Annotated in this window: 23 protein-coding genes and 2 tRNA genes; 17 read left to right on the top strand and 8 right to left on the bottom strand. The window is 71.3% G+C overall.

Translation table 11 applies throughout. From position 1 onward, the window contains the following. The first annotated feature begins 18 nt into the window (after positions 1 to 18). Together B1H19_RS15965 and B1H19_RS15960 are read left to right on the top strand one after the other, a co-directional pair. Positions 19 to 984 (top strand): YidC/Oxa1 family membrane protein insertase, encoded by a 966-nt coding sequence (locus B1H19_RS15965; protein WP_083105378.1) that lies wholly within the window; start codon positions 19 to 21, stop codon positions 982 to 984. Between the two features lie 211 nt (positions 985 to 1,195). Further along, complete coding sequence (locus tag B1H19_RS15960) at positions 1,196 to 2,053, top strand: fumarylacetoacetate hydrolase family protein (RefSeq protein ID WP_083105377.1); 858 nt, start codon at positions 1,196 to 1,198, stop codon at positions 2,051 to 2,053. A gap of 384 nt (positions 2,054 to 2,437) precedes the next feature. Here the strand turns inward: B1H19_RS15960 and B1H19_RS15955 are convergent, their stop codons facing one another. Next, positions 2,438 to 3,526 (bottom strand): Gfo/Idh/MocA family protein, encoded by a 1,089-nt coding sequence (locus B1H19_RS15955; protein ID WP_083105376.1) that lies wholly within the window; start codon positions 3,524 to 3,526, stop codon positions 2,438 to 2,440. A 79-nt stretch (positions 3,527 to 3,605) separates the two neighbouring features. Between B1H19_RS15955 and B1H19_RS15950 the strand changes: the two genes are divergently transcribed. The 10 genes from B1H19_RS15950 (at position 3,606) to B1H19_RS15905 (ending at position 13,517) form a co-directional block, all read left to right on the top strand. Continuing rightward, complete coding sequence (locus B1H19_RS15950) at positions 3,606 to 4,889, top strand: ROK family transcriptional regulator (protein WP_237289330.1); 1,284 nt, start codon at positions 3,606 to 3,608, stop codon at positions 4,887 to 4,889. Between the two features lie 75 nt (positions 4,890 to 4,964). Next, positions 4,965 to 5,759, top strand: coding sequence for a GntR family transcriptional regulator (locus tag B1H19_RS15945; RefSeq protein ID WP_083105374.1), 795 nt, complete (start codon positions 4,965 to 4,967; stop codon positions 5,757 to 5,759). A gap of 161 nt (positions 5,760 to 5,920) precedes the next feature. Beyond that, a complete protein-coding gene (locus B1H19_RS15940; RefSeq protein WP_083105373.1) occupies positions 5,921 to 7,042 on the top strand; it encodes a TIGR03364 family FAD-dependent oxidoreductase in 1,122 nt (373 codons plus the stop codon). Then, the gene (locus B1H19_RS15935; RefSeq protein ID WP_083105372.1) at positions 7,036 to 7,797 is read left to right on the top strand and encodes a phosphonatase-like hydrolase; all 762 of its coding nucleotides are present in this window, start codon (positions 7,036 to 7,038) and stop codon (positions 7,795 to 7,797) included. The genes B1H19_RS15940 and B1H19_RS15935 overlap by 7 nt, the downstream gene beginning before the upstream one ends. 1 nt (position 7,798) lies before the next feature. Then, complete coding sequence (locus B1H19_RS15930) at positions 7,799 to 9,028, top strand: ABC transporter ATP-binding protein (RefSeq protein WP_083105371.1); 1,230 nt, start codon at positions 7,799 to 7,801, stop codon at positions 9,026 to 9,028. Then, positions 9,015 to 9,962, top strand: a complete 948-nt coding sequence (locus tag B1H19_RS15925) for a 2-aminoethylphosphonate ABC transporter permease subunit (protein WP_083109677.1) — start codon at positions 9,015 to 9,017, stop codon at positions 9,960 to 9,962. The genes B1H19_RS15930 and B1H19_RS15925 overlap by 14 nt, the downstream gene beginning before the upstream one ends. Then, positions 9,949 to 10,746 (top strand): ABC transporter permease, encoded by a 798-nt coding sequence (locus tag B1H19_RS15920; RefSeq protein ID WP_083109678.1) that lies wholly within the window; start codon positions 9,949 to 9,951, stop codon positions 10,744 to 10,746. Before B1H19_RS15925 ends, B1H19_RS15920 begins: the two co-directional genes overlap by 14 nt. A gap of 120 nt (positions 10,747 to 10,866) precedes the next feature. Further along, positions 10,867 to 11,931, top strand: a complete 1,065-nt coding sequence (locus tag B1H19_RS15915; protein ID WP_083105370.1) for a 2-aminoethylphosphonate ABC transporter substrate-binding protein — start codon at positions 10,867 to 10,869, stop codon at positions 11,929 to 11,931. Positions 11,932 to 12,245: 314 nt separating this feature from the next. After that, positions 12,246 to 13,025 carry an HAD-IIA family hydrolase gene (locus tag B1H19_RS15910; RefSeq protein WP_083105369.1) on the top strand — a complete coding sequence of 260 codons (780 nt, stop codon included), beginning with the start codon at positions 12,246 to 12,248 and terminating at the stop codon, positions 13,023 to 13,025. 138 nt (positions 13,026 to 13,163) lie between these two features. After that, entirely contained in the window at positions 13,164 to 13,517 is a 354-nt protein-coding gene (locus tag B1H19_RS15905; protein WP_107426010.1) for a hypothetical protein, read from the top strand. Between the two features lie 97 nt (positions 13,518 to 13,614). On the opposite strand, the gene B1H19_RS15900 is transcribed toward B1H19_RS15905, so the two are convergent. Next, a tRNA-Lys gene (locus tag B1H19_RS15900) sits at positions 13,615 to 13,688 on the bottom strand. Between the two features lie 690 nt (positions 13,689 to 14,378). Between B1H19_RS15900 and B1H19_RS15895 the strand changes: the two genes are divergently transcribed. From B1H19_RS15895 to B1H19_RS15880, 4 genes are all read left to right on the top strand, one after another. Next, complete coding sequence (locus B1H19_RS15895; protein WP_237289328.1) at positions 14,379 to 14,798, top strand: SsgA family sporulation/cell division regulator; 420 nt, start codon at positions 14,379 to 14,381, stop codon at positions 14,796 to 14,798. Then, positions 14,798 to 16,063, top strand: a complete 1,266-nt coding sequence (locus B1H19_RS15890; RefSeq protein ID WP_083105367.1) for a hypothetical protein — start codon at positions 14,798 to 14,800, stop codon at positions 16,061 to 16,063. Before B1H19_RS15895 ends, B1H19_RS15890 begins: the two co-directional genes overlap by 1 nt. Before the next feature lie 211 nt (positions 16,064 to 16,274). After that, positions 16,275 to 16,868 carry a lytic polysaccharide monooxygenase auxiliary activity family 9 protein gene (locus B1H19_RS15885; protein WP_083105366.1) on the top strand — a complete coding sequence of 198 codons (594 nt, stop codon included), beginning with the start codon at positions 16,275 to 16,277 and terminating at the stop codon, positions 16,866 to 16,868. A 170-nt stretch (positions 16,869 to 17,038) separates the two neighbouring features. After that, on the top strand, positions 17,039 to 18,775 hold the full coding sequence (locus B1H19_RS15880; RefSeq protein WP_083105365.1) for an AMP-binding protein: 1,737 nt from the start codon (positions 17,039 to 17,041) through the stop codon (positions 18,773 to 18,775). Between the two features lie 64 nt (positions 18,776 to 18,839). Here B1H19_RS15880 and B1H19_RS15875 read toward each other — a convergent pair. From B1H19_RS15875 to ehuB, 6 genes are all read right to left on the bottom strand, one after another. Further along, positions 18,840 to 18,913: transfer RNA gene (locus tag B1H19_RS15875), tRNA-Lys, on the bottom strand. Positions 18,914 to 18,989: 76 nt separating this feature from the next. Then, a complete protein-coding gene (locus B1H19_RS15870; protein ID WP_083105364.1) occupies positions 18,990 to 19,748 on the bottom strand; it encodes an IclR family transcriptional regulator in 759 nt (252 codons plus the stop codon). A gap of 403 nt (positions 19,749 to 20,151) precedes the next feature. Beyond that, complete coding sequence (ehuA, locus tag B1H19_RS15865; protein WP_083105363.1) at positions 20,152 to 21,018, bottom strand: ectoine/hydroxyectoine ABC transporter ATP-binding protein EhuA; 867 nt, start codon at positions 21,016 to 21,018, stop codon at positions 20,152 to 20,154. Continuing rightward, positions 21,008 to 21,658 (bottom strand): ectoine/hydroxyectoine ABC transporter permease subunit EhuD, encoded by a 651-nt coding sequence (gene ehuD / locus B1H19_RS15860; RefSeq protein WP_083105362.1) that lies wholly within the window; start codon positions 21,656 to 21,658, stop codon positions 21,008 to 21,010. The genes ehuA and ehuD overlap by 11 nt, the downstream gene beginning before the upstream one ends. Next, positions 21,658 to 22,437 (bottom strand): ectoine/hydroxyectoine ABC transporter permease subunit EhuC, encoded by a 780-nt coding sequence (gene ehuC, locus B1H19_RS15855; protein ID WP_083109675.1) that lies wholly within the window; start codon positions 22,435 to 22,437, stop codon positions 21,658 to 21,660. The genes ehuD and ehuC overlap by 1 nt, the downstream gene beginning before the upstream one ends. After that, entirely contained in the window at positions 22,434 to 23,366 is a 933-nt protein-coding gene (gene ehuB, locus B1H19_RS15850; RefSeq protein ID WP_083105361.1) for an ectoine/hydroxyectoine ABC transporter substrate-binding protein EhuB, read from the bottom strand. The genes ehuC and ehuB overlap by 4 nt, the downstream gene beginning before the upstream one ends. A gap of 140 nt (positions 23,367 to 23,506) precedes the next feature. Here ehuB and B1H19_RS15845 point away from each other — a divergent pair, with 140 nt between their 5' ends. Next, positions 23,507 to 24,007 (top strand): DUF3830 family protein, encoded by a 501-nt coding sequence (locus tag B1H19_RS15845; RefSeq protein ID WP_083109674.1) that lies wholly within the window; start codon positions 23,507 to 23,509, stop codon positions 24,005 to 24,007. The last annotated feature ends 37 nt before the right edge of the window (positions 24,008 to 24,044 follow it).

Raw genomic sequence — 24,044 nt, 5'->3', positions numbered from 1 at the left:
CCCGTGGAGGGCTCATCCATGTCCGTTTTCGGCATTCTCGGCGAGGGGCTGGCGCGCATCGCCGACGCCCTGACACCGCTGTTCGGCACCGCGGCCACGGCCGCCGCCATCGTCCTGTTCACCCTCGCCGTACGCACCGCGCTGCATCCGCTCGCCCGCGCCGCGGCCCGCGGCGAGCAGGCCCGCACCGCGCTCGCCCCGCAGCTCGCCGAACTCCAGCGCAAGCACAAGGGCAACCCGGAGCGGCTCCAGAAGGCGATGGCCGACCTGTACGCGAAGAACGGCGCCTCCCCGCTGGCCGGCTGTCTCCCCTCGCTGCTCCAACTGCCCTTTTTCTTCCTGATGTACCACCTCTTCTCCACCGGGGGCGGCGCGCTGCTCGGACATACGCTGCTGGGCGCGCCGCTCGGCGGGCACTGGAGTCAGGCGCTCGCGGACGGTGGGGTGTTCGGGGCCCAGGGGCTGGTCTACCTCGCCCTGTTCGCCCTGATCGGCGCGGTCGCCACCTGGAACTTCCGCCGGGCGCGGGCCGCCGCGGCCGCCGCGCCGAAGCCGGCGGCGGGCGGCGCGGGGACGCCGGGGCTGCCCGGGCTGGGTGGGATGACGAAGGTGCTGCCCCTGCTGTCGTTCGGCATGCTGATCACGGTGGCCGTGGTGCCGCTGGCGGCCGGGCTGTACACGGTGACGTCGACCACCTGGACGGCGTGCGAGCGGGCGTGGCTGCGGCGGGACCGTACGCGGCGGGGCGGCGGCGAGCCTGCGGGAATGCCGGAGCCGGGGGTGGCGGCCGAGTCCACCCCGGGGGCGGCCCGGCCCTCCGTGGCGACGGCCGGGTCCTCCCCGGCGACGCCGGAGTGCGCGTCCGTCGCACGGCGCACCGCCCCCAAGACCCGCGCGGCACGCCGGCGAGCCGCCCGGGCCCGGGCCAACAGCCGGAAGGCGCACGGCGGCGGTACGGACCACCCCGCCCGCGCCGCCAACTAGCCGGGCCGCCGCCCGCCACCGTTCACACCGCCACTCCCACCACTACCTCCGCCCCCGTTGCTACCGCCCAGTAAAGGTCCACTCCCTGAACAGGGTCTTGCGGACTGGACGGCCTTCTTGGAGGATCGGCCAAATCACCCGATGGCCGTCCCCCATCGGCCGGCCCGGAAGATCCCTTTCGGGTCGACCTTCGACCACGGGAGTTGTACCGATGAAGCTGCTGCGTGTCGGAACGGTGGGGGCGGAACGCCCGGCGCTGCTCGACGAGTCCGGGGTCCTGCGGGACCTGTCGGACCTGGTCACGGACATCAACGGGGCGCTGCTCGCGGACGACGAGGCGCTGGCGCGGGTCCGTGCCGCCGCCGCGTCCGGCGAGCTGCCCGCACTCGACGCCTCCGGGCTGCGCATCGGCGCCCCGGTGGCCGGTATCGGCAAGGTCGTGTGCATCGGGCTGAACTACCACGACCACGCCCGCGAGACGGGGGCCGCGACCCCCGAGGAGCCGATCATCTTCATGAAGGCCCCGGACACCGTCGTCGGCCCGGACGACACGGTGCTCATCCCCCGGGGCAGCGAGAAGACCGACTGGGAGGTGGAGCTGGCGGTCGTCATCGGCCGTACCGCCCGCTATCTGGAGAGCGACGAGCAGGCGCGGGCGGTGGTCGCCGGATACGCGGTGGCGCACGACGTCTCCGAGCGCGCGTTCCAGATAGAGCGCGGCGGCCAGTGGGACAAGGGCAAGAACTGCGAGACGTTCAACCCACTGGGCCCCTGGCTGGTGACCGCCGACGAGGTGCCCGATCCGCAGTCCCTCGGCATCCGGCTGTGGGTCAACGGCGAGCTCAAACAGGACGGCACCACCGCCGAGCAGATCTTCCCGGTGGCGGAAGTCGTCCGCTACGTCAGCCAGTTCATGACCCTGTACCCCGGCGACGTCATCAACACCGGCACCCCGGCGGGCGTAGCCATGGGCCAGCCCGAACCCAAGCCGTATCTGCGGGCCGACGACGTGGTGGAACTGGAAATCGACGGGCTGGGGCGCCAATGCCAGCGCTTGGCGCGGGCCTAGCTCCCCACGTTTTTGTCTTTCCCGCCGTAGGCGCTTCTCGCCGTTGCGCCTGCGGTGGGCTGGGGTTGTGTGTCGGCCGCGGTGCCGCCCCTGCGGACTTCGTCCTCCGGTGCGGCCCCTCCCGACGGGGGAGGGGAAAAGGCGGTGGTCCACCCCCACCGTCTTTTTCCACCCCCAACGGGGAGGTGCCGGACCGTAGCGGCGGAGCCGTGTAGGGCTGGTGCCGCTGCCGGACAGCCCCGCGCCAGCGGCACCAGCCCGCCGCAGGCGCAACGGCGGGAAAGCCGAAACCGTCGGCCCAGGCAAAGCGCAGCGGACAGGCAAACCCCTACGGCGGGACGGCCGACAACGTGGGGCCCAGGCAAAGCGCAGCGGACGGGCGGGTCAGCCGACAACGTGGGGCCCAGGCGAAGCGCAGCGCCTCGCCGTGGCCAACACCCGCAGCGTCTCCGCCGCTTCGAGGGCGGTGACCGGCAGGTCGCCGCCCTCCCGTAGGGCCCGGACGATCGCGGCGTAATAGGCGGGATAGTCGCCGGGCAGCGTCGGTACGGGCTCGGCGCCGCCGCTCTGCGGTGCCGCCCCGGTGCCCAGCCGGCCCCAGCGGGACTCCGGCTCCACGCCCCACGCCGCGCCCTCGGTGCCCGGCCGGAGGCCCTCGCGCAGCGCCGCCTCCTGCGGGTCCAGGCCGTGTTTGACGTAGCCCGCCCGGCTGCCGAGCACCCGGAAACGCGGGCCCAGCATGGCGGTGGTGGCGCTCATCCACAGATGGGAACGGACGCCGTTCGCATGGGTGAGGGCGATGAAGGTGTCGTCGTCGGCCTCCGCGCCCGGCCGGCGGATATCGGCCTCGGCGTATACGGAGACGACCGGGCCGAAGAGGGTCAGCGCCTGGTCGACGAGATGGCTGCCGAGGTCGTAGAGCAGTCCGCCGATCTCCAGCGGGTCACCGGACTCGCGCCAGCCGCCCTTGGGCTGCGGCCGCCAGCGCTCGAACCGGGACTCGAAGCGCTGGATCTCGCCGAGGGTGCCCTCTTCGATGAGCTTGCGGACCGTAAGGAAGTCGTTGTCCCAGCGGCGGTTCTGGAAGACGGAGAGCAGCAGGCCGCGGTCGGCGGCGAGCGCGGCGAGCTCCTCGGCCTCGGCGGCGGTCGCGGCCAGCGGTTTGTCGACGACCACCGGGAGCCCGGCCTTCAGGGCGGCGGTGGCCAGCGGGACATGTGTTTTGTTCGGGCTTGCCACGACGATCAGATCGAGGTCGTCGGCGCGGTCGAGGAGGGCCTCGGCGGTGTCGACCGTACGGACCTGCGGATGCTCGGCGCGGGCCTGCGCCTGGCGCTCGGGGCTGCTGGTCGAGACGGTGTCGAGGACCAGCCCGTCGGTGGCGGCGATCAGCGGCGCGTGGAAGACCGAGCCGGCCAGGCCGTAGCCGATGAGGCCGACACGGAGCGGGGGGTGACTGAGGACTCCACTCATGGATCCACTTAAACAACGCTGTTGCGAAAGTGCAAGCGCTGGGGACAATGGAGGGGTGACGAGTGGGGCGACGAGCAGGGTGACGAGGAACGATGTGGCCGCCGGGGCGCGCGGGACGTCCGGCGATTCCGAGCTGTCCGGGGCGTCCTATGACGCGTCCGGCAGCCCCGGCGCCAACCTCCCCGCGCTGCGCGGGCACAACGCCGCACTGGTGCTGGGGCTGCTGCGGGCGGCGGGGGAGCGGGGCGTGAGCCGGCTGGAGCTGGCCGCGGCCACGGGTCTGACCCCCCAGGCCGTCAGCAAGATCACCGCACGGCTGCGGGCCGACGGGCTCGCCGACGAGGCGGGCCGGCGCGCTTCGACCGGCGGCAAGCCTCCCACCGTCCTGCGGCTGGTCCCCGGTGCCCGGCATGCCATAGGGCTCCATCTGGAGCGCGATGAGCTCACCGCCGTCCTCGCCGACCTCGCCGGCGACCCGGTCGCGGTGCGCCGCGCCCCGCTGGCCTTCGAGGACGGTGCCGACCGGGTGCTGACCACCGTCGAACGAGAGGTCGCCGCGCTACGGGACGGAGCCGGCGGGCCGCCCGTCCTGGGGGTGGGGGTCGCCTGCCCCGGCCCCCTGGACCACACCGCCGGGGTGCTGCACCGGGTCACCGGCGCGCCCCAGTGGGACGGCTTCCCCCTACGGGACGCGCTCGCCGACCGCCTCGGCCTGCCCGTCGTCCTCGACAAGGACACCAACGCGGCGGCCCTCGGCCTGGCACAGGGCATACGGGTACGCGGCACAGGGGAGGGAGTCGGGGCGGACGAACACACCGGGACGGAAGAGGCAGGCGGGGCGGACGACGGCCGCGGCCTCCCTCCGGGCAGCGGATCCTTCGCATATCTGCACCTGGGCACGGGCCTGGGCGCGGGGCTGGTGCTGGGCGGCGGGCTCTACCGGGGGCGGCGTACCGGAGCCGGTGAATTCGGCCACCAGGTGGTGCAGTTGGACGGCCCCGAGTGCGGCTGCGGCAAGCGGGGCTGTATCGAGGCGCTGTGCCTGACGGCGGTGGTGCGCGGCGATCTGGCGGAGGCGGCGCGGTTGCTGGGGGTGGGCGCGGCCAACCTCGTGGAGCTGCTGGACATCGACCGGGTGCTGCTCGGCGGCCGCACCGTACTGGACCATCCGGAGGGGTTCGCGGACGGCGTCGCCCGGGTGCTCGCCGACCATGCCCGGATACGGGGTGGGTCCGCGGTCCCTGTGATGCTCGCCCCGGGGGGCGCGCGGGCGGTCGCGGACGGCGCGGCGCAGCTGGTGCTGGCACCGCTGTTCGGGCCGCGGCATCCGGCCCTTGCGGCGAGCCGGGAGGCCGTCGGGTAGCGGGGCGCCCGCCGCCTGCGCCGCTGAACCGCCGTCAGCGCGCCCCTCGCCCGCACGCAATGCGAGGATCACGAGGTGGAATACGAGTACGGCCAGGAACCTGGCGCACCCATCCGGTCCGGCATCCCCGAGCACGGGCGCATCCCCAAGTACTACGCGGCCAAGGTCGAAATCGCGGCGCTGCTCAAGGAGTTGGGGGAGGGCGAACCGCTGCCCGCGGAACGCGATCTGGCGCTGCGCTTCGAGGTGTCCCGCGAGACGCTGCGCCAGGCCCTGCGCGAGCTGGTCCTGGAGGGACGGCTGCGCCGCCTGGGGCGCGGCACGGTCGTCGCGGGCCCCAAGATGGAGCAGCCCCTCTCGCTCGCCAGTTACACCGAGGGCGTCCGTCGCCAGGGCCGCACCCCCGGCCGCCACCTCATCGGCCTCGACCGCTTCGCCTGCCCGGCGCCGCTCGCCGCCGATCTCGGGCTCCAGGTCGGCGACGCCGTCTGGCACATGGAGCGGGTGCTGCTCGCCGACGACGAACGGGTCGGCCTGGAGAGCACCTATGTCGCGGTCGCCCGCGTCCCCGATCTGGACACCGACTTCACCCCGGACTCCTCCTTCTACGCCTACCTCCACGACCGGCTCGGCATCGGCTTCGGCGACGCCGACGAGCGCCTGGAGACCGTCCTGGCCACCCCGCGCGAGGCGCTGCTGATCGGCACTCCCGGCGCGCTGCCCATGCTGCTCATCCACCGGCTGTCCCGGGACACGCAGGGCCGCCCCCTCGAACGGGTGCGCTCCCTCTTCCGCGGCGACCGGTTCTCGTTCACCGCGCACCTGGGGACGGCACACCGGGGAACGTCGCACCCGGGGACGCCGGGCTGAGCCGTACGACGGGAACGCAAACGCTGACCTAGCCCCTCAACCCGACCACCCTCGCCAGATAACAAAAAGATAACGGGTCTAGGCCAACCTTGAACCCCTGTTCACCATCGCGTCGCCGACCCGACCGCTCCGGGCCACCCACCGCCACGACCGTCTGGGGCATGCGAGTCATAGTTGTCGGAGCCGGGGTGCTGGGGACCATGCACGCCTGGCATGCCATCGAGCGCGGTCATGAGGTCCTGCACCTCGAACGCGAGGCCGAGGCCCGCGGCGCCTCGGTGCGGAACTTCGGGCAGATCTGGGTCAGCGGCCGGGCCGGCGGCGAGGAGTTGGCGACCGCGCTGCGCGCCCGCGACCTGTGGGAGGGCATCGGCGCCCGGGTTCCCGAGCTCGGCTTCCGTGCCATCGGCTCGCTGACCGTCGTCAAGAACGCGGCCGAGAAGGCCGTCGCCGAGGCCGCCACCCGCCGCCCGGACGCCGCCGCCCGCGGCTACGAGCTGCTGTCCGCCGACCGGGCGCGGGCGCTCAACCCCGCGCTGCGCGGGGAGTTCGCCGGCGCGCTGTGGTGCGAGCGGGATGCCGCCGTGGAACCGCGCACAGCCCAACGCGCCCTGAAATCCAAGCTGTTGGAGTCGGGTCGGTACACCTACCTCGGGGGCCGGGAGGTCCGCGAGGTCGTCGGCGAACGCGCCGTACGCGACGACCACGGGGACACCCACCACGGCGATGCGGTCGTCCTGTGCACGGGGGCCTGGCTCGGTGGTCTGGTCCGCGAGCTGATCCCGGACCTGCCGGTGCGCCGCGTACGCCTCCAGATGATGCAGACCGACCCGCTGGGCGAACCGCTGACCACCTCCGTCGCCGACGCGGACAGCTTCCGCTACTACCCGGCCTACCGCAGCGACGCCCTCGACGCACTCAACGCGGGCCAGGAGCAGGCGCCCACCGCGTCCGCACACAAGATGCAGCTGCTGATGGTGCAGCGCGCCGACGGCGGGCTGACCATCGGCGACACCCACGAGTACGCCGCGCCGTTCGCCTTCGACACCGTCGAGGAGCCGTACGAGCATCTGACCGGCGTCGTCGAGTCGATCCTGGGGCGCCCGCTGCCCCGTATCCGCCGCCGCTGGGCCGGGGTGTACGCCCAGTGCACCGACACCGCCCGGGTGGTCCACCGCCAGCAGGTCCGCGACGGGGTCTGGCTGGTCACCGGGCCCGGCGGGCGCGGTATGACCTGCTCCCCGGCCATCGCCGAAACCACCGCGAACGAACTGGGATGGTGAGCCCGTTGACCCCCGACAGCCCCCAAAGCCCCGACGTCCCCGAAAGCCCTGGCGGCCCCCACGGCACCCCGGCGCACGACATCCGGCTGGTCGTCCTGGACATGGCCGGCACCACCGTCGCCGACGACGGCCTGGTCGAGCTGGCCTTCGAAACCGCCGCCCGGCGCCTCGGCGTCGAGCCCGGCAGCACCGACCACGCCGAGAAGCTGGCCCATGTCCGCGCCACCATGGGCGAATCCAAGATCTCCGTCTTCCGTCACCTCTTCGGCGACGAGGCGACGGCCCACCGCGCCAACGCGGCCTTCGAGGAGGCGTACGGCGAACTGGTCGACGCGGGCAGGATCGCCCCTCTCCCCGGCGCCCGCGAGGCGATCGAGGCGCTCCAGGCCGCCGGCCGCACCGTCGTGCTCACCACCGGCTTCGCCCGGGTCACCCAGGACGCCATCCTCGACGCCCTCGGCTGGCGCGACCTCGTCACGCTGACGCTCTGCCCGGCCGACGCGGGCGGCCGCGGCCGGCCCTACCCGGACATGGTGCTGGCCGCCCTGCTGCGCACCGGCGCCGCCGACGACGTACGGCAGATCGCGGTGGCCGGCGACACCTCCTACGACATGCTCACCGGGCGCCGCGCGGGCGCCGGGATCGTGGCGGGGGTGCTCACCGGGGCGCATGACGCCGAGCGGCTGACCGCGGCCGGCGCCACCCATGTCCTCGCCTCCGTCGCCGAACTCCCCGCCCTCGTAGGGGTGATCTGAGGTGCCCGCCGCCCCGGAGGCCGGGATCCGCTTCGAGGAGGTGTCCGTCGCCTACGGGCGGCGCGGTGAGCACATCGCCCTGGACTCCTTCTCCCTGACCGTGGAGCCGGGCGAGGTGATGGCCCTGCTCGGCCCGTCCGGCTCCGGCAAGACCACCGCACTGCGGACCGTCGCCGGCTTCGTCCGGCCGGTCTCCGGGCGGGTGCTGCTCGGCGGCCGGGACGTCACCGGGCTGCCGCCGCACAAGCGCGGCATCGGCATGGTCGTCCAGCAGTACGCGCTGTTCCCGCATATGAAGGTCGCCGAGAACGTCGCCTTCGGGCTCAGGGCGCAGAAGGTACCGCGCGCCGAGATCCCCGGACGGGTCGCCGAGGCCCTGGGCATGACCGGGATGGCCGCCTACGCCGACCGGCACCCCCGGGAGCTGTCCGGCGGCCAGCAGCAGCGCGTCGCCATCGCCCGCGCGCTGGCCATCCGGCCGGGCGTACTGCTGCTCGACGAGCCGCTCTCCGCCCTCGACGCCCGGCTCCGCTCCGGCATGCTCGCCGAACTCGCCCGTCTGCACCGGGAGTTGCCCGATGTCACCATCCTCTACGTCACCCACGACCAGGTGGAGGCGCTGACGCTGGCCGACCGGATCGCCGTGATGGACCAGGCCAGGCTGCGCGACTGCGGCACCCCGCAGCAGCTCTACCGCCGCCCGCGCACCGCATTCACCGCCTCCTTCGTCGGCACCGCGAATCTGCTGCCGGTCACGGTGGCCGGCGACGGCGTACGCTTCGCCGGCCGCACCCTGACCGTCCCGGTGGACGGCGTGGCCGAGGGCGCCGCCGCCACCTTGTGCATACGCCCCCATCTCGTCGGTCTCGGCGAGAGCCCGGCCAAGGACGGCAACACCCTCCGCGGCACGATCACCGAGGTGCAGTGGCGCGGCGCAACCCACCGCCTCCAGGCGGATGTCGACGGCCACCGCGTCCTGGCCGATCTGCGCGAATTGCGCCACACCCCGGCCCTCGGCGACGAGGTCGCACTGCACTTCGCTCCGGAGGACGGCGTCCTGATCCCGGCGGGCATCGGCGGGGACGCGGACGGTGCGGCGGGCATCGGCCCGGACGCGGATGGTGTGGACGGGATCGGTGCCGCTGGGGCCGGACTGGAGGGGCGTTGCACGGTCCGCGACGCGGTGGCCGCCGGTGGTGCCAGGGGCGGGGGCCGAGATGGTCGCCGTTAGGACGCCCGCGGTCCGGGAGACGGCCCGGGTCCAGGCTCCGGGAGCACCCCGGGCCGTCCTCTGGGTCCTCCCGCCCGTCGCCGCCCTGGCCCTCGTCTTCCTCTACCCTCTCGCCCTGGTGGCGTGGCAGTCCCTCACCCCCGACGACGGCGGCCACTCCCTCACCCCCTACACCACCGTCCTCGCCGAGACCTCCTTCCGTGAAGCCCTCGGCAACACCGTCCTGATAGCCCTCGGCGCGACCCTCGGCGCCCTGCTCCTCGGCCTGGCGCTCGCCCTGGTGATCGCCTTTGTGCCGTTCCCCGGCGGCAAAGCCCTCAGCCGTTTCATCGATCTCTTCCTCGCCTTCCCCTCCTTCCTGATCACCCTTGCGCTGCTGTTTCTCTACGGCACCGTCGGCGTGGCCAACGGCCTGTGGACGGACGTCACGGGAGCGGCCACCGGCCCGCTGAACTTTCTGCACACCCCGTGGGGCGTCCTGCTCGCCGAGGTCACCTACTTCACCCCGTTCGTGATGCGCCCCCTGCTGGCCGCCTTCTCCCAGGTGGAGACGGGACAGCTGGAGGCCGCCGCATCCCTGGGCGCCCGGCCCTGGCGGATCGTCCGGACGGTGATCCTGCCCGAGGCGCTGCCCTCCCTGGCCGCCGGCGGCGCCCTGGTCCTGGTCCTGTGCCTCAACGAGTTCGGGATCGTCCTGTTCACCGGCGCCAAGGACGTCGTCACCCTGCCGATGCTCGTCTACACCAAGGCCATCCTCGACGGCGACTACACCGGCGCCTGCGTCGTCGCCGTCATCAATATCGCTCTGTCCGTCGCCCTCTACGCCCTCTACCGGACCGTGGCCTCCCGCGCGGCGGGCGCACGGCGTGGCAGGCGCAAGGGCCTGCGTACGGCAGCCCGTTCAGGAGGTGACCCGCGTCGTGCTGGTGCATAGCAAGGCCGCCCGCCGGGCCGTCCACATCGGCTTCTTCCTCCTCTTCGTCCCCGTCTTCGCCCTCCCTCTGCTCGTCATCGTGGCCGCGTCCTTCGCCACCAACTGGAGCGGCGCCCTGCCCTCCGGAGCAACCCTGACGCACTATCAGGACATCGTGCGGGGCGACTCCCTGGACGCCCTGGTCACCAGCGTCCTGACCGCCCTCGCGGCAAGCACCGCCGCGCTCGCCGCCGGCACCTGGGCCGCTCTGGCGGCGGAGAAACTCGGCCGCCGCACCCGGCGCGTCCTCGACGCCCTGTTCCTGCTCCCCGTCGCCGTCCCCTCGGTCGTGGTCGGACTCTCCCTCCTCGTCGCCTTCTCCCGTCCCCCCTTCCTCCTCAACGGCACCCCGCAGATCGTGATCACCGCCCATACGGTTCTGGTCACCGCGTTCGCCTACCAGTCCGTGACGGCCGCCCTCGCCCGCCTCGACCCCGCGTACGAGCAGAGCGCCGCCGGCCTCGGCGCCCGCCCCGCCTATGTCCTGTGGCGGGTCAAACTCCCCCTGTTGCTGCCGTCCCTGACCGCGGCCGTCGGCCTGTGCTTCGCCCTCTCGATGGGCGAACTGAGCGCCACGATGATGCTCTATCCCCCCGACTGGATGCCCCTCCCCGTCCAGATCTTCGCCGCCACCGACCGCGGCTCCCTCTTCGCGGGCGCCGCCTTGGCCGTCGTCCTCATGGCCACCACCCTCCTCGTCCTGCTCACCGTCTCCCGCATCCGCACCAGGGCCACCTACCGCTAGGCCCTGCCCGTAAGCCCCGTCCGGAGCCCCGTCCGGAGTCCGGTCCGGCTGATCAGGCCCGCCCCTTTCCGTTCCCTCCACCCTTTTGAACACCATGAACGTCTGAGGAGTTGCATCGACATGTCCCGCCCCCTCCGCAAGCCGCTCGCCGCCGGCCTCGGCGCCCTCACCCTCGCCGCGTCCCTCAGCGCCTGCGGCGCCTCCTCCGCCGACCCCGACGCCAAGGAGATCACCGTCTACAGCGCCGACGGCCTCAAGAGCGAAAAGGGCGACGGCTTCTACGACAAGGTCTTCAAGGACTTCCAGAAGAAGACCGGCATCAAGGTCAACTACGTCGAGTCCGGCTCCGGCGCCGCCGTCCAGCGCCTGGCCCGCGAACGCGCCAACACCAAGGCCGACGTCGTCGTCACCCTGCCCCCGTTCATCCAGCAGGCCGACGGCAAGGGCCTCCTGGCCGTCTACCGCCCCAAGGGCTCGGACCAGGTCGCGACCGCCGACAAGGACCCGAACGGCAAGTGGACCTCCGTCGTCAACAACTACTTCTGCTTCGTCTACAACACCAAGGAACTGAAGAAGGCGCCCGCGACCTGGGCCGATCTGGCGGCCGGCCGGTTCAGGGACAAGCTCCAGTACTCCACCCCCGGCGTCGCCGGTGACGGCACCGCCGTTCTCATCAAGGCCATGCACGACCTCGGCGGCCAGGGCCCCGCCATGAAGTTCCTGGGCAAGCTCCAGGCCAACAACGTCGGCCCGTCCTCCTCCACCGGCCAGCTCGCCCCCAAGACCGACAAGGGCGAACTCCTCGTCGCCAACGGCGATGTCCAGATGAACTACGCCAACATGAAGTCCATGCCCCACCAGGGCATCTTCTTCCCCGCCGCGAAGCCCGGCGGCAAGCCCACCACCTTCGCCCTCCCGTACGCCGCGGGTCTGGTCAAGAACGCCCCGCACACCGCCAACGCCAAGAAGTTCCTGGACTATCTGCTCTCCGCGGATGTCCAGAAGGAGGTCTCCTCGGTCGGCGGCGGCTTCACGGCCCGCAAGGACATCAAGGCCACCGACGCCAACGCCACCGCCCTCGCGAAGATCATGAACGGCGTCGAGATCTTCCAGCCCGACTGGAACGATGTCGACAAGAACCTGGATATATACGTCAATGCCTGGAAAACGGCCACCGGAAGCTGATCACCCCGGCATCCTCGGCCTGCCCCGCCAACTCCCCGCCGAGCAGGGGAGTTGGCTGCCGGCTCCGACCTCCGACCGCCGGCCTCCCACCACCGGCCTCCGACCGCCGGCCTCCTCGGACGCGCCGCGACGCGATCAAGCTCCTCACGAGCCGATCCCCCTTGTCCGTGACCTGTAAGGGCACGTCGGCGGCCGCCTGACTTAGGGTGGGCACGTCGGTTCACACGTATCGATCTCATGCATCGATCTCCATGCATCGATCCCTGCGTGTCGATCCGGACGTATCGGGTTACACGGACGGCAGGAGTCGGACAGTGGCAGAGCGCAAGCCGATCGAGTCATGGCTCACCGATATGGACGGCGTCCTGATGCATGAGGGCATTCCGGTCCCGGGCGCATCCGCCTTCATCAAGCGGCTGCGGGAATCGGGCAAGCCCTTTCTCGTCCTGACCAACAACTCCATCTACACCCCGCGCGATCTGCACGCCCGGCTGAGCCGGATCGGGCTGGACGTGCCCTGGGAGTCGATCTGGACCTCCGCGCTGGCCACCGCGAAGTTCCTGGACGAGCAGCGGCCCGGCGGCACCGCACATGTCATCGGGGAGGCGGGCCTGACCACCGCCCTGCACGACATCGGCTACGTCCTGACCGACCACGCCCCCGATTACGTCGTTCTGGGCGAGACCCGGACCTATTCCTTCGAGGCGCTGACCAAAGCCATCCGTCTGATCAACGACGGCGCCCGGTTCATCGCCACCAACCCCGACGAAACGGGCCCCTCGCCCCAGGGACCGCTGCCCGCCACCGGGTCGGTGGCCGCGCTGATCACCAAGGCGACCGGCGTCGAACCGTACTTCGTCGGCAAGCCCAACCCGCTGATGATGCGGCACGGGCTGAACGTCATCGGCGCCCACTCTGAGACCTCCGCGATGATCGGGGACCGGATGGACACCGATGTGCTGGCCGGTCTGGAGGCCGGTATGGAGACCTTCCTCGTGCTCACCGGGCTGACCCGGCCCGAGGAGATCGACCGCCACCCCTTCCGTCCCTCCCGGGTCGTGGACTCCATCGCCGACCTGGTCGACCTGGTCTGACGCCAGGGATCGCCGGCCCGCCGTCCCCGGGGAGGCGGGCCGGCCGCGTCCCCTCTCACCGGAACGGCGCAGCACCGGGGCGCCCCGGATGCGCCGCGCGCCGCGCGGGCGGACCTTCGGAGTATCCGGAGGTTCACCATGGGCTCACCGCAACTGATTCTCTGTGCTGCCGTCGCGGCATGTGTGGTGACGGCGGCACCCGTGTACGCCGCGGAGGGTCACGGCGCCGGCGCCGGTACGGCCTCCATCGCCGCCGCCCCCGTCGCCGCCCCGCTCCTCCCGGCCGAAAACCACCCCGCCGGCCCCGGCCACGGCTCCCGCCGCTCTCCCGCTTCCGAACAGAACCCCGCCAACCGCGAGCTCAGCAGCACCTCGGCGGTCGGCCTGGTCCTGGCCGGAGGCGCCCTCCTGGTGGTCGCGGGGCAGGTGCTACGGCTACGGCTACGGCTCCGCCGCGAACGGGAAGGCGGGGGGAGTGGGGAGGAACGCTGACCTGGCGGGTCGGCGGGCCGTAGGCCGTATCGCCGCCCCGGCACCGTGATGCACACGACTGAGGCCCCTCGCCATGGCGAGGGGCCTCAGTCTTACGTGCGCCGCCAGGGACTCGAACCCCGGACCCGCTGATTAAGAGTCAGCTGCTCTAACCAACTGAGCTAGCGGCGCGCGCTGACCTGAAGAACTCTACACGAACTTCGAGGGTGCTCCGTACCCACGTCCGAACCACCCACACGCAGGACGCATGTGACCCCTGTCACGCCCGCGGCCTGGCTCCGGACCCCGTCCGACCGAAAGTCCCGTCGCTTCGGGACCTTCGGCCTCCGCGTCGGCCGAATCCCCCTGTGAAGATCGAAATGGGTTGCCGAAGCTCACCGCGGACCGGTGCTTTTCCGCCGACATGCGCGCTCCATCGCCGGTTGAGAGGCTGAGGCCAGCCGCCGAGGCAAGCGGTCGGAAGCCGCGGCGCGAGCGATACCTGAAGCGCTGACAAGCCAGGAGGGAACTGGCATGGCAAGGACGGAAAGCGCCATAGGCAGCGACCGAGGCGACCGCGGACGCGGCCCCCGCAACGGTCACGGACCGCGGCCCCCAGAGGCCCCCGCCACGCCCACTTCCGGCGCAATCGCCGCCACGGATTTCCCGGCACCCGGCTCGTCCGGTGCCCCGTCCGGCCTTCCCTGCGGCCCGGCCCCGCGCCGTGGTCGTCCACGGCTCCGACGGGCGCCGCGCCCGGATGGCGTCCGTCACTCCCCCTCCACCTCTTGCAACCCCACCGCGCGTCCCAACGTCTGCTAGGACGCGCGCCCCGGAAACGGGTCTCCCGGGACTCGCCCCTCCACGGAAAGGTTGATCGTCGTGGTGTCGACAGCCAAGCGCACCTTTGAGATGCAGCTCCTCATAGGACCGCATGACGCGGTCTCGGTGTCGGGCCGGTTCAGCTACCGCAGTGACCGTCCCTATGAGGTCGAGGTCGAATTCATATCCCGCGGCCGGTCGGTCGCCACCTGGCTGTTCGCCCGCGATCTGCTGCTGGGCGGCCTGCGCGAGGAGACCGGAGAAGGAGATGTACGGGTGTGGCCGTTCCGGGAGCCGGGCGGGCAGCGCTGCATACATATCGAACTGTTCACCGACGACAGCGTCTGCGAGCTGTCGGTACGCGCAACGGAGCTGACCGCATGGCTGGAGCAGACGGTGGCGATCGTGCCGCCCGGCCGGGAACACGAATACCTGGACATGGACACCCATCTGGCCCGGCTCCTCGCGGGAAAGCACTGATGACGACTGTTACGACCACGACGCCCTCCACGACCACCACCGACCGCGACCTCCCCCCGTCGGCGCACCCCGACGCGACGGCCGCGTCAGCCACCACGGCGGCCGGCCTCGGCCTGCCGCCCGCGCAGCGTTCCCCGCTACGCCACCCCGCGCACCCGGCCTCCGCCCCCGACGACGACGGCCACGCGGACACCGCCTCCTCCCTTCCCCCGTGCGGTTCCGCGCCGCACGACGCCCGCGTGCACGGCTTTCTGCCCGAGCGCCCCCCGGTCCGCTCCATGATCGGAACCTGGACCCGGCTGGACGCCCTGGCCCGCGCCGCGGCCGTCGCCCCCGGCCGTGAGGCCGCCATCGCCATCGTGGAACGGGCGCACCGCGCCGACGAGTTGGCCGCGCTGCGGCAACGGGTCTCCCGCCTGTCCCCGCGCAACGCGGAGGCCGCCGCGATGCGCATCGCGGTGATCGCGGTCTCCTGCGGCTGGAACGGCCTCGACCCGCAGGCCCCGGCCGCCCGCCGGATCGCCGACGAGGCGTTCCTCGACCTGTGGGCGGCCGTCGCCCACCGCATCGACCACGACCAGTTCGTCGCGCTGCCCACCCTCGCGCTCCGCAACTGGGCCCCCGAACGCAAACCGCGCAAGCACATCCCCATCGACCAACTGGCCCGTACGGAGCCCCTCGTCCCGATCGTCCGCTGGGCACCGGAGGGGCAGCCGCTCAGCCGCCTCGACCGCCTGATGCTGGCCGCGACCCGCCTGGAGGCCCACGGCATCTGGCTGTTCCGGCTCGCGGAGACGCTCGCCGGCCGCGCCCCCGACGACTCCTCCACCCAGACGGCCCTGCGCCGTCTGGTCCGCGTGCAGCACGCCCTGCGCGCCCAACTCCGTTCCGAGGCCGTGGAGCTGGCCGCCGCCCCGACGACCCCGCAGCAGCGCGCGGTCCTCGGTGCCCTCGCCGAACAGGGCGCCCTGGAGCCCCCCGTCCTCCAGGCGGCCGACGCGGTGCTGGGGGTCGGGGCCCGCCGACCGGGCGAAGGCAGCCGGCGCCAGCATCTGCGCCGCCACCTCCCGGCAGCCCACCGCGCCTGGCTGAGCGCGATGGACCGCCACTGTGCCCCGGTCCGCACCCTCGCGCACCGCGGCGGCCCCGATGCCGCCACCTACCGCGAGGCCCAGGAATCCCTCATAGCCCTCCGCCGCACCTACACCTCCCTCCTCCACGCCGCCGCCCACCCCGCCCCGTCCCCCCTCCCCGCCGCCGCCTGACGCCCCACCTCTGCGAACGCCCCACCCTGGCCCCGGACCCGACCCGCGGACCAGGCAGGGGCGGGGTGCGCACAGGAGTACGGCAACGGGCGTACGCCACCCACGGCCCTTGTCATTGGTCTGGACATGGCCAATCCCCCTTACTAGTCTTCGACTTGGTCTAGACCGCATCAGCTCAGGGAACTCCCCCCACGTTCTTCAGGAGCGAAGCATGCGCAAACGGATCAGTGCTGCCGTGATCGGCCTCGGTGTCGTCGGCGTCTCCCTTCTCTCGACGGGCAGCGCCTCCAGCCACGGCTACACCGACGCACCTCCCAGTCGGCAGGCGCTCTGCGCCAACGGGACGGTCAAGGGCTGCGGTGCGATTCAGTACGAACCGCAGAGCGTCGAGGGGCCCAAGGGCTTCCCGGCCGCCGGGCCCGCCGATGGAAAGATCTGTGCCGGTGGGCACGACGAATTCGCCGAACTGGACGACCCCCGCGGCGGCAAGTGGCCCGGCACCAAGCTCGCGCCGGGCCAGGGCTACACCTTCACCTGGCGGCTGACGGCACGTCATGCCACCACGGACTTCGAGTACTTCATCACCAAGGACGGTTACGACCCCACCAAGCCGCTCACCCGTGCCGACCTCGAACCCGAACCGTTCATGAAGGTGCCGATGGGCGGTGCGCAGCCGGGGTCGACGGTGCAGCAGCAAGGCACCGTGCCCACCCAGAAGTCGGGCCGCCACATCATTCTGGGCGTCTGGAACATCGCCGACACGGGCAATGCGTTCTATGCCTGCTCGGACGTCGACCTCTCCTGACCCCACCCCCCCCGCCTCAGCCCCAGCCCGCTCGCCGCGTCGGGCCTCCCCGTCTTCCCCCGGGGAGGCCCGCTGCGTCCAACCGCGTCCGGGTCGGGGCCCGGTGGATGCATCAGGGGTATGACGACACGCCTCCACATCTGACGTGCTGTCAGCTACCCTCCCGCGTCATGGCAGCCACCATGGCAGAGCTGGTCCGTGCGCAGTGGGGCGATCACCGTCCCGGCGTGACATCCCACGAGGGCACGCTCACCCATCATGAGGTCGCCGCCGGGGCGGCCGCGCGGGCGGCGTTGTTCGGGGAGCTGCTGCCGCGAGGCGCGGAGCCGCATATCGGGGTGCTGCTCGACAACGTGCCCGAATACCCGCTGTGGCTCGCTGCTGCGGCGCTCGCCGGCGCTGCCGTGGCGGGGATCAACCCCACCCGGCGCGGGCCCGAACTGGCCCGCGACATCGCCCACACCGACTGCGCGCTGCTGATCACCGAACGCGCCCACCTGCCCCTGCTCGCCGGTCTGGAGCTGACCGTCCCGCCCGAGCGCGTCCTCGTCGTGGACGACCCCGCCTACCGCGAGCTGCTCGGCCCGTACGCGCAGACCCGCCCCGACGCGCTCACCGGCGCCGCCCCCACCCCCGCCTCCCGGATGCTGCTCTACTTCACCTCCGGCTCCACCGGCGCCCCCAAGGCCGCCGTGTGCACCCAGGGACGGCTGGCCGCCGCCGGGCACTCACTGGTGCGGTATTTCGGGGTGCGGCGGGAGGACGTCCACTACCTCTGCATGCCGATGTTCCACGGGAACGCCGTGATCGCCGGCTGGGCCCCGGCGCTGGCCGGCGGGGCCGCCGTCGCGCTCCGCCGCCGGTTCTCGGCCTCCGGCTTCCTCCCGGACGTCCGCCGCTTCAAGGCCACGTACTTCACCTATGTCGGCCGCGCCGTCCAGTACCTGCTCGCCACCCCACCCGCCCCCGACGACCGAGACAACCCGCTGCGCACGGGATTCGGCACCGAGGCGGGCGCGGTCGATGCCGAGCGGTTCGCCGAGCGGTTCGGGGTGCCCCTGATAGAGGGCTACGGCTCCTCCGAGGGCGGCGCGTCGCTCCAGCGGACACCGGACACCCCGCCCGGTGCCATCGGACGGCCCGCCCCCGGGGACGATCTCGCCGTCGTCGACCCGGAGACCGGCGCCGAGCTGCCCCGCGCCCGCCTGGACGGCGACGGCCGGCTGCGCAACGGCGACGAGGCCATAGGGGAGCTGGTCAATCGCGGCCGGAGCTCCTTCGAGGGCTACTGGCGCAACCCGGAGGCCACCGCCGCGCGGACCCGGGGCCGCCTGGGGGGCCGGGTCGGTGCGGGCTGGTACTGGACCGGCGATCTCTTCTTCCGGGACGCCGAGGGGTTCTTCCACTTCGCCGGACGTACGGACGACCGGCTGCGGGTCGACAGCGAGAATCTCGCCGCGGCGATGATCGAGAACATCCTGGCCCGCTACGCCCCGGCCACCGGCGTCGCCGTCTACGCCGTACCCGATCCGGTCGCCGGCGACCAGGTCATGGCGGCCCTGGCCCTACGCGACGGCGCGGCGTTCGACCCGGAGGACTTCGTGGCCTTCCTCGCCGCGCAGCCCGACCTCGGGACGAAGATGGCGCCCCGCTTCGTACGGACCCTGACCGCGCTCCCGGTGACGGCCACCAACAAGGTCCACCGGGTCGCCCTGCGCCGGGCCGGATTCCGCTGCCCCGAACCGGTCTGGTGGACCCCGTCGGCGGCCGGGCCCCCGGAGGCGGCCAAGCTCCCCGAACCGTCCGCCCGCGCCGGGAGCTCGTACCGACGCTTCACCGACGAGGACCGGGCCGCGCTGCTGGCCCAGTACCGGGACCACGGCCGCGCGCACCTCCTGGACGGATGAACCGGAGAGCCGCGGAATGCCGAAGTGGACGCTCCCGGAGAACCGAGAACGCCCACTTCACAGGTGCGCCGCCAGGGACTCGAACCCCGGACCCGCTGATTAAGAGTCAGCTGCTCTAACCAACTGAGCTAGCGGCGCGCGCTGACGAAAGAAATACTACCTGGTCCGAAGGGGTGCTCATGACCACACCCGGACCGGCCGCCCCGCACCCCGCTCAGATCGCCAGCGAGAGCAGTACCGGGGCGGCCTTGCGGTTGAGGGTGTCGGCGGCCTGGCGCAGACGGTGGGCGTGCTCCAGGGGCATGGACAGGGCGAGGCAGCCGACCGTGGATCCGGCGGTGATCGGTACGGCCGCGCAGACCGTGCCGACGGCGTACTCCTGGAGGTCGAGCATCGGGACCGTGGGCGGCTGGCTGTCCAGCTTGTGGAAGAGGACCTTCTCGTTGGTGATCGTCCGGGAGGTGAGCCGGGCGGTCTTGTGGCGTGAGAGGTGGTCTTTCCGGCCATCGTGGTCGAGCTGCGCCAGCAGGCATTTGCCGACCGCGCTGGCGTGCGCGGTGCGGCGGAATTCGGCCCATTCGTTGACCTTGGGAGCCAGCGGTCCGTCGGCGTAGTGCGTGATCTTGACCTCGCCGTCGATATAGCGGCTGATGTAGACCGCCGCGCCCACCGAATCGCGCAGTTCGTCGAGGGTGACCTGCAACTTGCCGCGCAGGGCGTGATTCCGGTCGCTGCCGGAGCCCAGCAGGAGCAGTGATTCACCCACGACGTATGCGCCGTCCGCGAGCTGATTGGTATAGCCCTCGCGTCGTAGCATCGACAGCATGTCGGCCAGGTGGCCTGTGGACATGCCGGTTTCGCGGGCGATCTGTGCGTCGGTCACGCCGTCGGCGTGCCTGGAGATCGTTTCGAGCACGCGAAGGGCGTACTGCACCGAATGGAACGGCGCGGTCGGCTCGGGCTTCAGCGCCACGGTGTCCCCCTAGCAGGTTGGTACCGCTTGCGTCGTCAACCCTCGTCGGCGGTCGCAGCCGCGCAGTGCGCGGGCCGTTCCCGGTCAACGGGGCTCGTATCACGATAGCGGTCAACGGCCCTCGATGGAGGGGGTCTTGACCGAAAGACATCCCTGTTCACGGGCCTGTTCAGGGGAGAGTTTCCCTGGCATATGTCATAGGCACGGGAGGGGTGTGGCGGTGCGCCGGGTCGCCGTCCCGTGACGTGCCGAAGCCCGGCCCTTGTGACGGGGCCGGGCTCCGCCGTATGCCATACGGGGGCGCACTCAACGGCGCTTGGGCGTGCGCCGGGGGCGCATCGGTGGCAACGACGGGGGCGAGGGTCACAGGAGTCGCATGAGCCCCCGCCGTCCCAGCCGATGCTTAGAGCACCGCGCTCAGGAACTCCCGCGTCCGCTCGTGCTCCGGGTCGGTGAAGATCTGCTCGGGCGGGCCGAATTCGATGACACGGCCGGCGTCGAACATCATCACGCAGTCGGAGATGTCCCGGGCGAAGTTCATCTCGTGCGTGACGCAGAGCATGGTGATGTCCGTGGTGTGCGCGATGTCCCGCAGGACGTCCAGCACGCCGGCCACCAGCTCCGGGTCGAGCGCCGAGGTCACCTCGTCCAGGAGCAGCACCTGTGGCCGCATCGCCAGCGCCCGTGCGATGGCGACGCGCTGCTGCTGGCCGCCGGAGAGCTGGGTGGGGTACTTGTCGAGGTGTTCGGTCAGGCCCACCAGGTCCAGCAGCTCGCGGGCCCGCTCCTCCGCGGCGTCCTTGTCCAATCCCAGGACGTGGACCGGCGCTTCGGTGATGTTGCGCAGCACCTTCATGTTGGGGAAGAGGTTGAACTGCTGGAAGACCATGCCGATGTTCTTGCGGATCTGGCGGCTGTGCTTGTCGCTCGCCGGGACGAGCTTGTCGCCCTTCTTCTCGTGGGTGAGGTACTCGCCGCCCAGCGTGATGGTGCCCTCGTCCGGCTTCAGCAGCGTCATCAGCAGCCGCAGGATCGTGGTCTTGCCGGAGCCGGAGGGGCCGATCAGTGTGACGTGCTTGCCGGAGTAGACGTTCATGTCCAGCGCGTCGAGGACGGTGTGCGAGCCGAAGCGCTTGGTGACCTTGTCGAAGCGGATCAGTTCGCTGCCGTCGACCGCCGGGTTGGCGCTCGCACCGGAGGCGGCGCCGGATGCAACGTCGTTGCCGCTGGCGGTGTTCTTCGGAGTGTTGGGAGTGCTGTCAGCGGACAAGGCGACGCTCCAGGGCTCGCAGGAGAAGAGAAGCGGGGTAGGCGATGAGGATGAAGGCGATACCGACGACGGTGTACGGCTCGACCGTCTGGAAGGTCTGGGAGGAGAACTGCCGTGCCTGGCCCAGCATTTCCAGGACGCCGATGGCGAAGAGCATCGGCGAGTCCTTCAGCATGGCGATGACGTAGTTGCCCAGTGCCGGTACGACCCGGCGGATCGCCTGCGGCAGGATCACCGCGATCCAGGTGCGGCTGCGCGGCAGGCTCAGCGCGGTCGCCGCCTCCCACTGCCCGACCGGTACGCCGTCGATGCCGGCGCGGTAGACCTCGGCGGTGTACGTCGAGTAGTGCAGGCCCAGTCCGAGCACACCGGTGACCATGGCGGTCAGCGTGATGCCCCATTCGGGCATGACGTAGAAGAGGAAGAAGAGCTGTACCAGCAAGGGGGTGTTGCGTACGAACTCGGTGAGCGCGGTCACCGGCCAGCGCACCACCTTCAGGGAGGAGCGCTGTGCAAGTGCCCATACGAGACCGAGGGCGAAGGCCATCAGGGAGCCGAGCGCCAGTACCTCAAGGGTGACCACGACACCCCGCCAGAACAGCGGCATGAAGTCGCCGACCGCGGACCAGTCGAACTTCATCACGCCTCACCTTCCGTCGCGGTACCGGTCGACGGGCCGGTGGCCGTACGGGCCACCGGGCCGATCGGGCTCGACTGCTTGCCGATGCTCAGCTTCGTCGTCAGACCCGCCCGCTTCGGCGGGGCCTGGCCGATGCCTGTCTTGGCGTGCCGCTCCACCACGCGCATGCCCCGGGTCAGGACGAACGCCAGGGCGAAGTACATGACGAGGATGATCGTGTAGACGGGGGCGCTCTGGGTGGTCGCGTTGCGTACCAGCTGCGCGCCGAAGGCGATGTCGGGCACACCCAGGATCGACACCAGCGCGGTGCCCTTGAGCAGCTCGATCAGCAGGTTGTTGAACGGCGGGACCATCTCCGGCCAGGCCTGCGGCAGGATGATCTTCCGCAGCTGCTGGGTGGGCGAGAAGCTGAGCGCAATGCCCGCCTCGCGCTGGCCCGGGGAGACCGCCGCGATGGCGCCGCGCACGATCTCGGAGCCGTATGCGCCATAGGTCAGGCCCAGCGTCAGGACCGCGGCCCACATCGGGACCAGCTGCCAGCCGAAGCCCATCGGCAGCACGAAGAACATCCAGAACATCAAGATCAACGCGGAGGTGCCACGGAAGATCTCGAAATAGGCCCCGGACAGAAACCGCACGATCCGCAGACGGTGGGTACGGGCCATCCCGATCCCGAAGGCCACCACCACGCCGAGCACCGCGCTGTAGACCGTCAACTGGACGGTGATCCAGACACCGTTGAGGAGGAGTTTCCACAAACCCCAGCTGATATCGCTCATGGCCGGCACTTCTCCTTGGCGGTGATGCTCGTCATCTGCTCCTTGGTGAAGCCGAAGGGCCGCATGATCTCGAGGAGTTCGCCCGACTTCTTCATCTTGTGCAGCTCGCGGTTGAACGCATCGCGCAGCCGCGTCTCCGGCGTGCGGAACGCGAAGCCGCCGACGTCGATGTGCGGTTTGCCGTTCACATACGGGGTGACCTCGCCGGTCGCCTCGGCCTGGGTGGTCCTCGACTGCCGCACGACATTGCGCACGGTCACGGCCGTACCGGCGAAGACGTCCACCCGCCCCTGCTCGACGGCGAGGAGCCCCGCCAACTGGTCCGGCAGCGTGGTGATGTTCTTGACGCCGGCCTCCTGGGCATAGCCGATCTCGGCGTAGCCGACGCCCGTCGCCATTTTCGCCTTGGCCCGGGCGATGTCCTTGTACGAGTGGAGCTTGAGCGGATTGCCCTTGCGGACGATGAAGGCGTCGAGCATCTGGTATTCGGGATCGGCGAAGATGACCTTTGCGCAGCGCTCCGGATTGATGTACATCCCGGCGGCGACCACATCGAACTGCTGGGAGTTCAGCCCGACGATCAGCGAGCCGAAATCCGTGGGAAACGGCTCGACCTTCGGCACGCCGAGCCGTTTGAAGATCACCCGGGCGATGGACGGCGCCGAGCCGGTCATCTTCCCGTCCTTGCCGATGTACCCGTACGGCTGCTCGCCCGCCAGACCCAGCGTCACCGAGCCTTTCGCCCGAAGCCGTTCCAGCAGGTGCCCGCCGTCCTGGGCCTGGGCCGTCGAGACCCGGCTGCACGCACTGGTCGCTCCTATCGCCCCCGTTGCGCCGAGCGCCGCTACCCCCGCGAGCAGCGAGCGGCGACGGATGCCGCCTGTCGATGGTTGTGTGATGTCTGAGGTCTTCTCCTGGTGTGGAGCCATGGGCGCGCGACTACCCGTAACCGTTCGAAGATATGCCGATCGTTTCCGGCCCTTGATGCAAACGAAAGCGATACCGATGGGCATGAGAAGAGCGGAGAGACTTGTTCCGTAAGCCGGTATTGCCCCCCTACGATCTGGGCATGACCGATCGCTTCATCGAAGTCTCCCTGGACAAGCGCGGCGTCAGCTGCACGGCCAAGTTGCTCGACGACCGCGCTCCGCTCACCTGCAACGCCGTCTGGGACGCGCTCCCGCTCGGCGGCGACGTCTACCACGCCAAGTACGCCCGGAACGAGATCTACGCCCTCGTCCCGCCGTTCGCCCCCCAGGAGCCGCCGCTGGAGAACCCGACGATCACCCCGATCCCCGGCGACCTGTGCTACTTCACCTTCAGCGACACCCAACTGGCGACCAAGTCCTACGGCTACGAACACGACGCCAAGCACCAGGGCCGCGCCACCGTCGTCGATCTCGCCCTCTTCTACGAGCGCAACAATCTGCTGATCAACGGCGACGCGGGATGGGTCCCGGGCATCGTGTGGGGCGCTGTCGTCGACGGCCTGGACCGGATGGCGGACGCCTGCCAGGACCTGTGGCGGGCCGGCGCCCTGGGGGAGACCCTCAACTTCCGCCGCGCCTGAGGACTCTCCTTTGGGGCGGGTCTCCTCCGGGGCGGGT

The organism is Streptomyces gilvosporeus (assembly GCF_002082195.1).
Taxonomy (GTDB): Bacteria; Actinomycetota; Actinomycetes; order Streptomycetales; family Streptomycetaceae; genus Streptomyces; species Streptomyces gilvosporeus.
The sequence above is the reverse complement of the archived record's forward strand: the minus strand, read 5'-3'. Positions and strand labels throughout refer to the sequence as shown.

Excerpts from the sequence above, each read along its gene's own strand:
- B1H19_RS15965 (WP_083105378.1), top strand. The coding sequence starts at position 19 with ATGTCCGTTTTCGGCATTCTCGGCGAGGGGCTGGCGCGCATCGCCGAC.
- B1H19_RS15935 (WP_083105372.1), top strand. The coding sequence starts at position 7,036 with ATGGTGAGCCCGTTGACCCCCGACAGCCCCCAAAGCCCCGACGTCCCC.
- B1H19_RS15940 (WP_083105373.1), top strand. The coding sequence starts at position 5,921 with ATGCGAGTCATAGTTGTCGGAGCCGGGGTGCTGGGGACCATGCACGCC.
- B1H19_RS15885 (WP_083105366.1), top strand. The coding sequence starts at position 16,275 with ATGCGCAAACGGATCAGTGCTGCCGTGATCGGCCTCGGTGTCGTCGGC.
- B1H19_RS15890 (WP_083105367.1), top strand. The coding sequence starts at position 14,798 with ATGACGACTGTTACGACCACGACGCCCTCCACGACCACCACCGACCGC.
- B1H19_RS15960 (WP_083105377.1), top strand. The coding sequence starts at position 1,196 with ATGAAGCTGCTGCGTGTCGGAACGGTGGGGGCGGAACGCCCGGCGCTG.
- B1H19_RS15925 (WP_083109677.1), top strand. The coding sequence starts at position 9,015 with ATGGTCGCCGTTAGGACGCCCGCGGTCCGGGAGACGGCCCGGGTCCAG.
- ehuC (WP_083109675.1), bottom strand. The coding sequence starts at position 22,437 with ATGAGCGATATCAGCTGGGGTTTGTGGAAACTCCTCCTCAACGGTGTC.
- B1H19_RS15845 (WP_083109674.1), top strand. The coding sequence starts at position 23,507 with ATGACCGATCGCTTCATCGAAGTCTCCCTGGACAAGCGCGGCGTCAGC.
- ehuD (WP_083105362.1), bottom strand. The coding sequence starts at position 21,658 with ATGAAGTTCGACTGGTCCGCGGTCGGCGACTTCATGCCGCTGTTCTGG.
- B1H19_RS15880 (WP_083105365.1), top strand. The coding sequence starts at position 17,039 with ATGGCAGCCACCATGGCAGAGCTGGTCCGTGCGCAGTGGGGCGATCAC.
- B1H19_RS15905 (WP_107426010.1), top strand. The coding sequence starts at position 13,164 with ATGGGCTCACCGCAACTGATTCTCTGTGCTGCCGTCGCGGCATGTGTG.
- ehuB (WP_083105361.1), bottom strand. The coding sequence starts at position 23,366 with ATGGCTCCACACCAGGAGAAGACCTCAGACATCACACAACCATCGACA.
- B1H19_RS15915 (WP_083105370.1), top strand. The coding sequence starts at position 10,867 with ATGTCCCGCCCCCTCCGCAAGCCGCTCGCCGCCGGCCTCGGCGCCCTC.
- B1H19_RS15955 (WP_083105376.1), bottom strand. The coding sequence starts at position 3,526 with ATGAGTGGAGTCCTCAGTCACCCCCCGCTCCGTGTCGGCCTCATCGGC.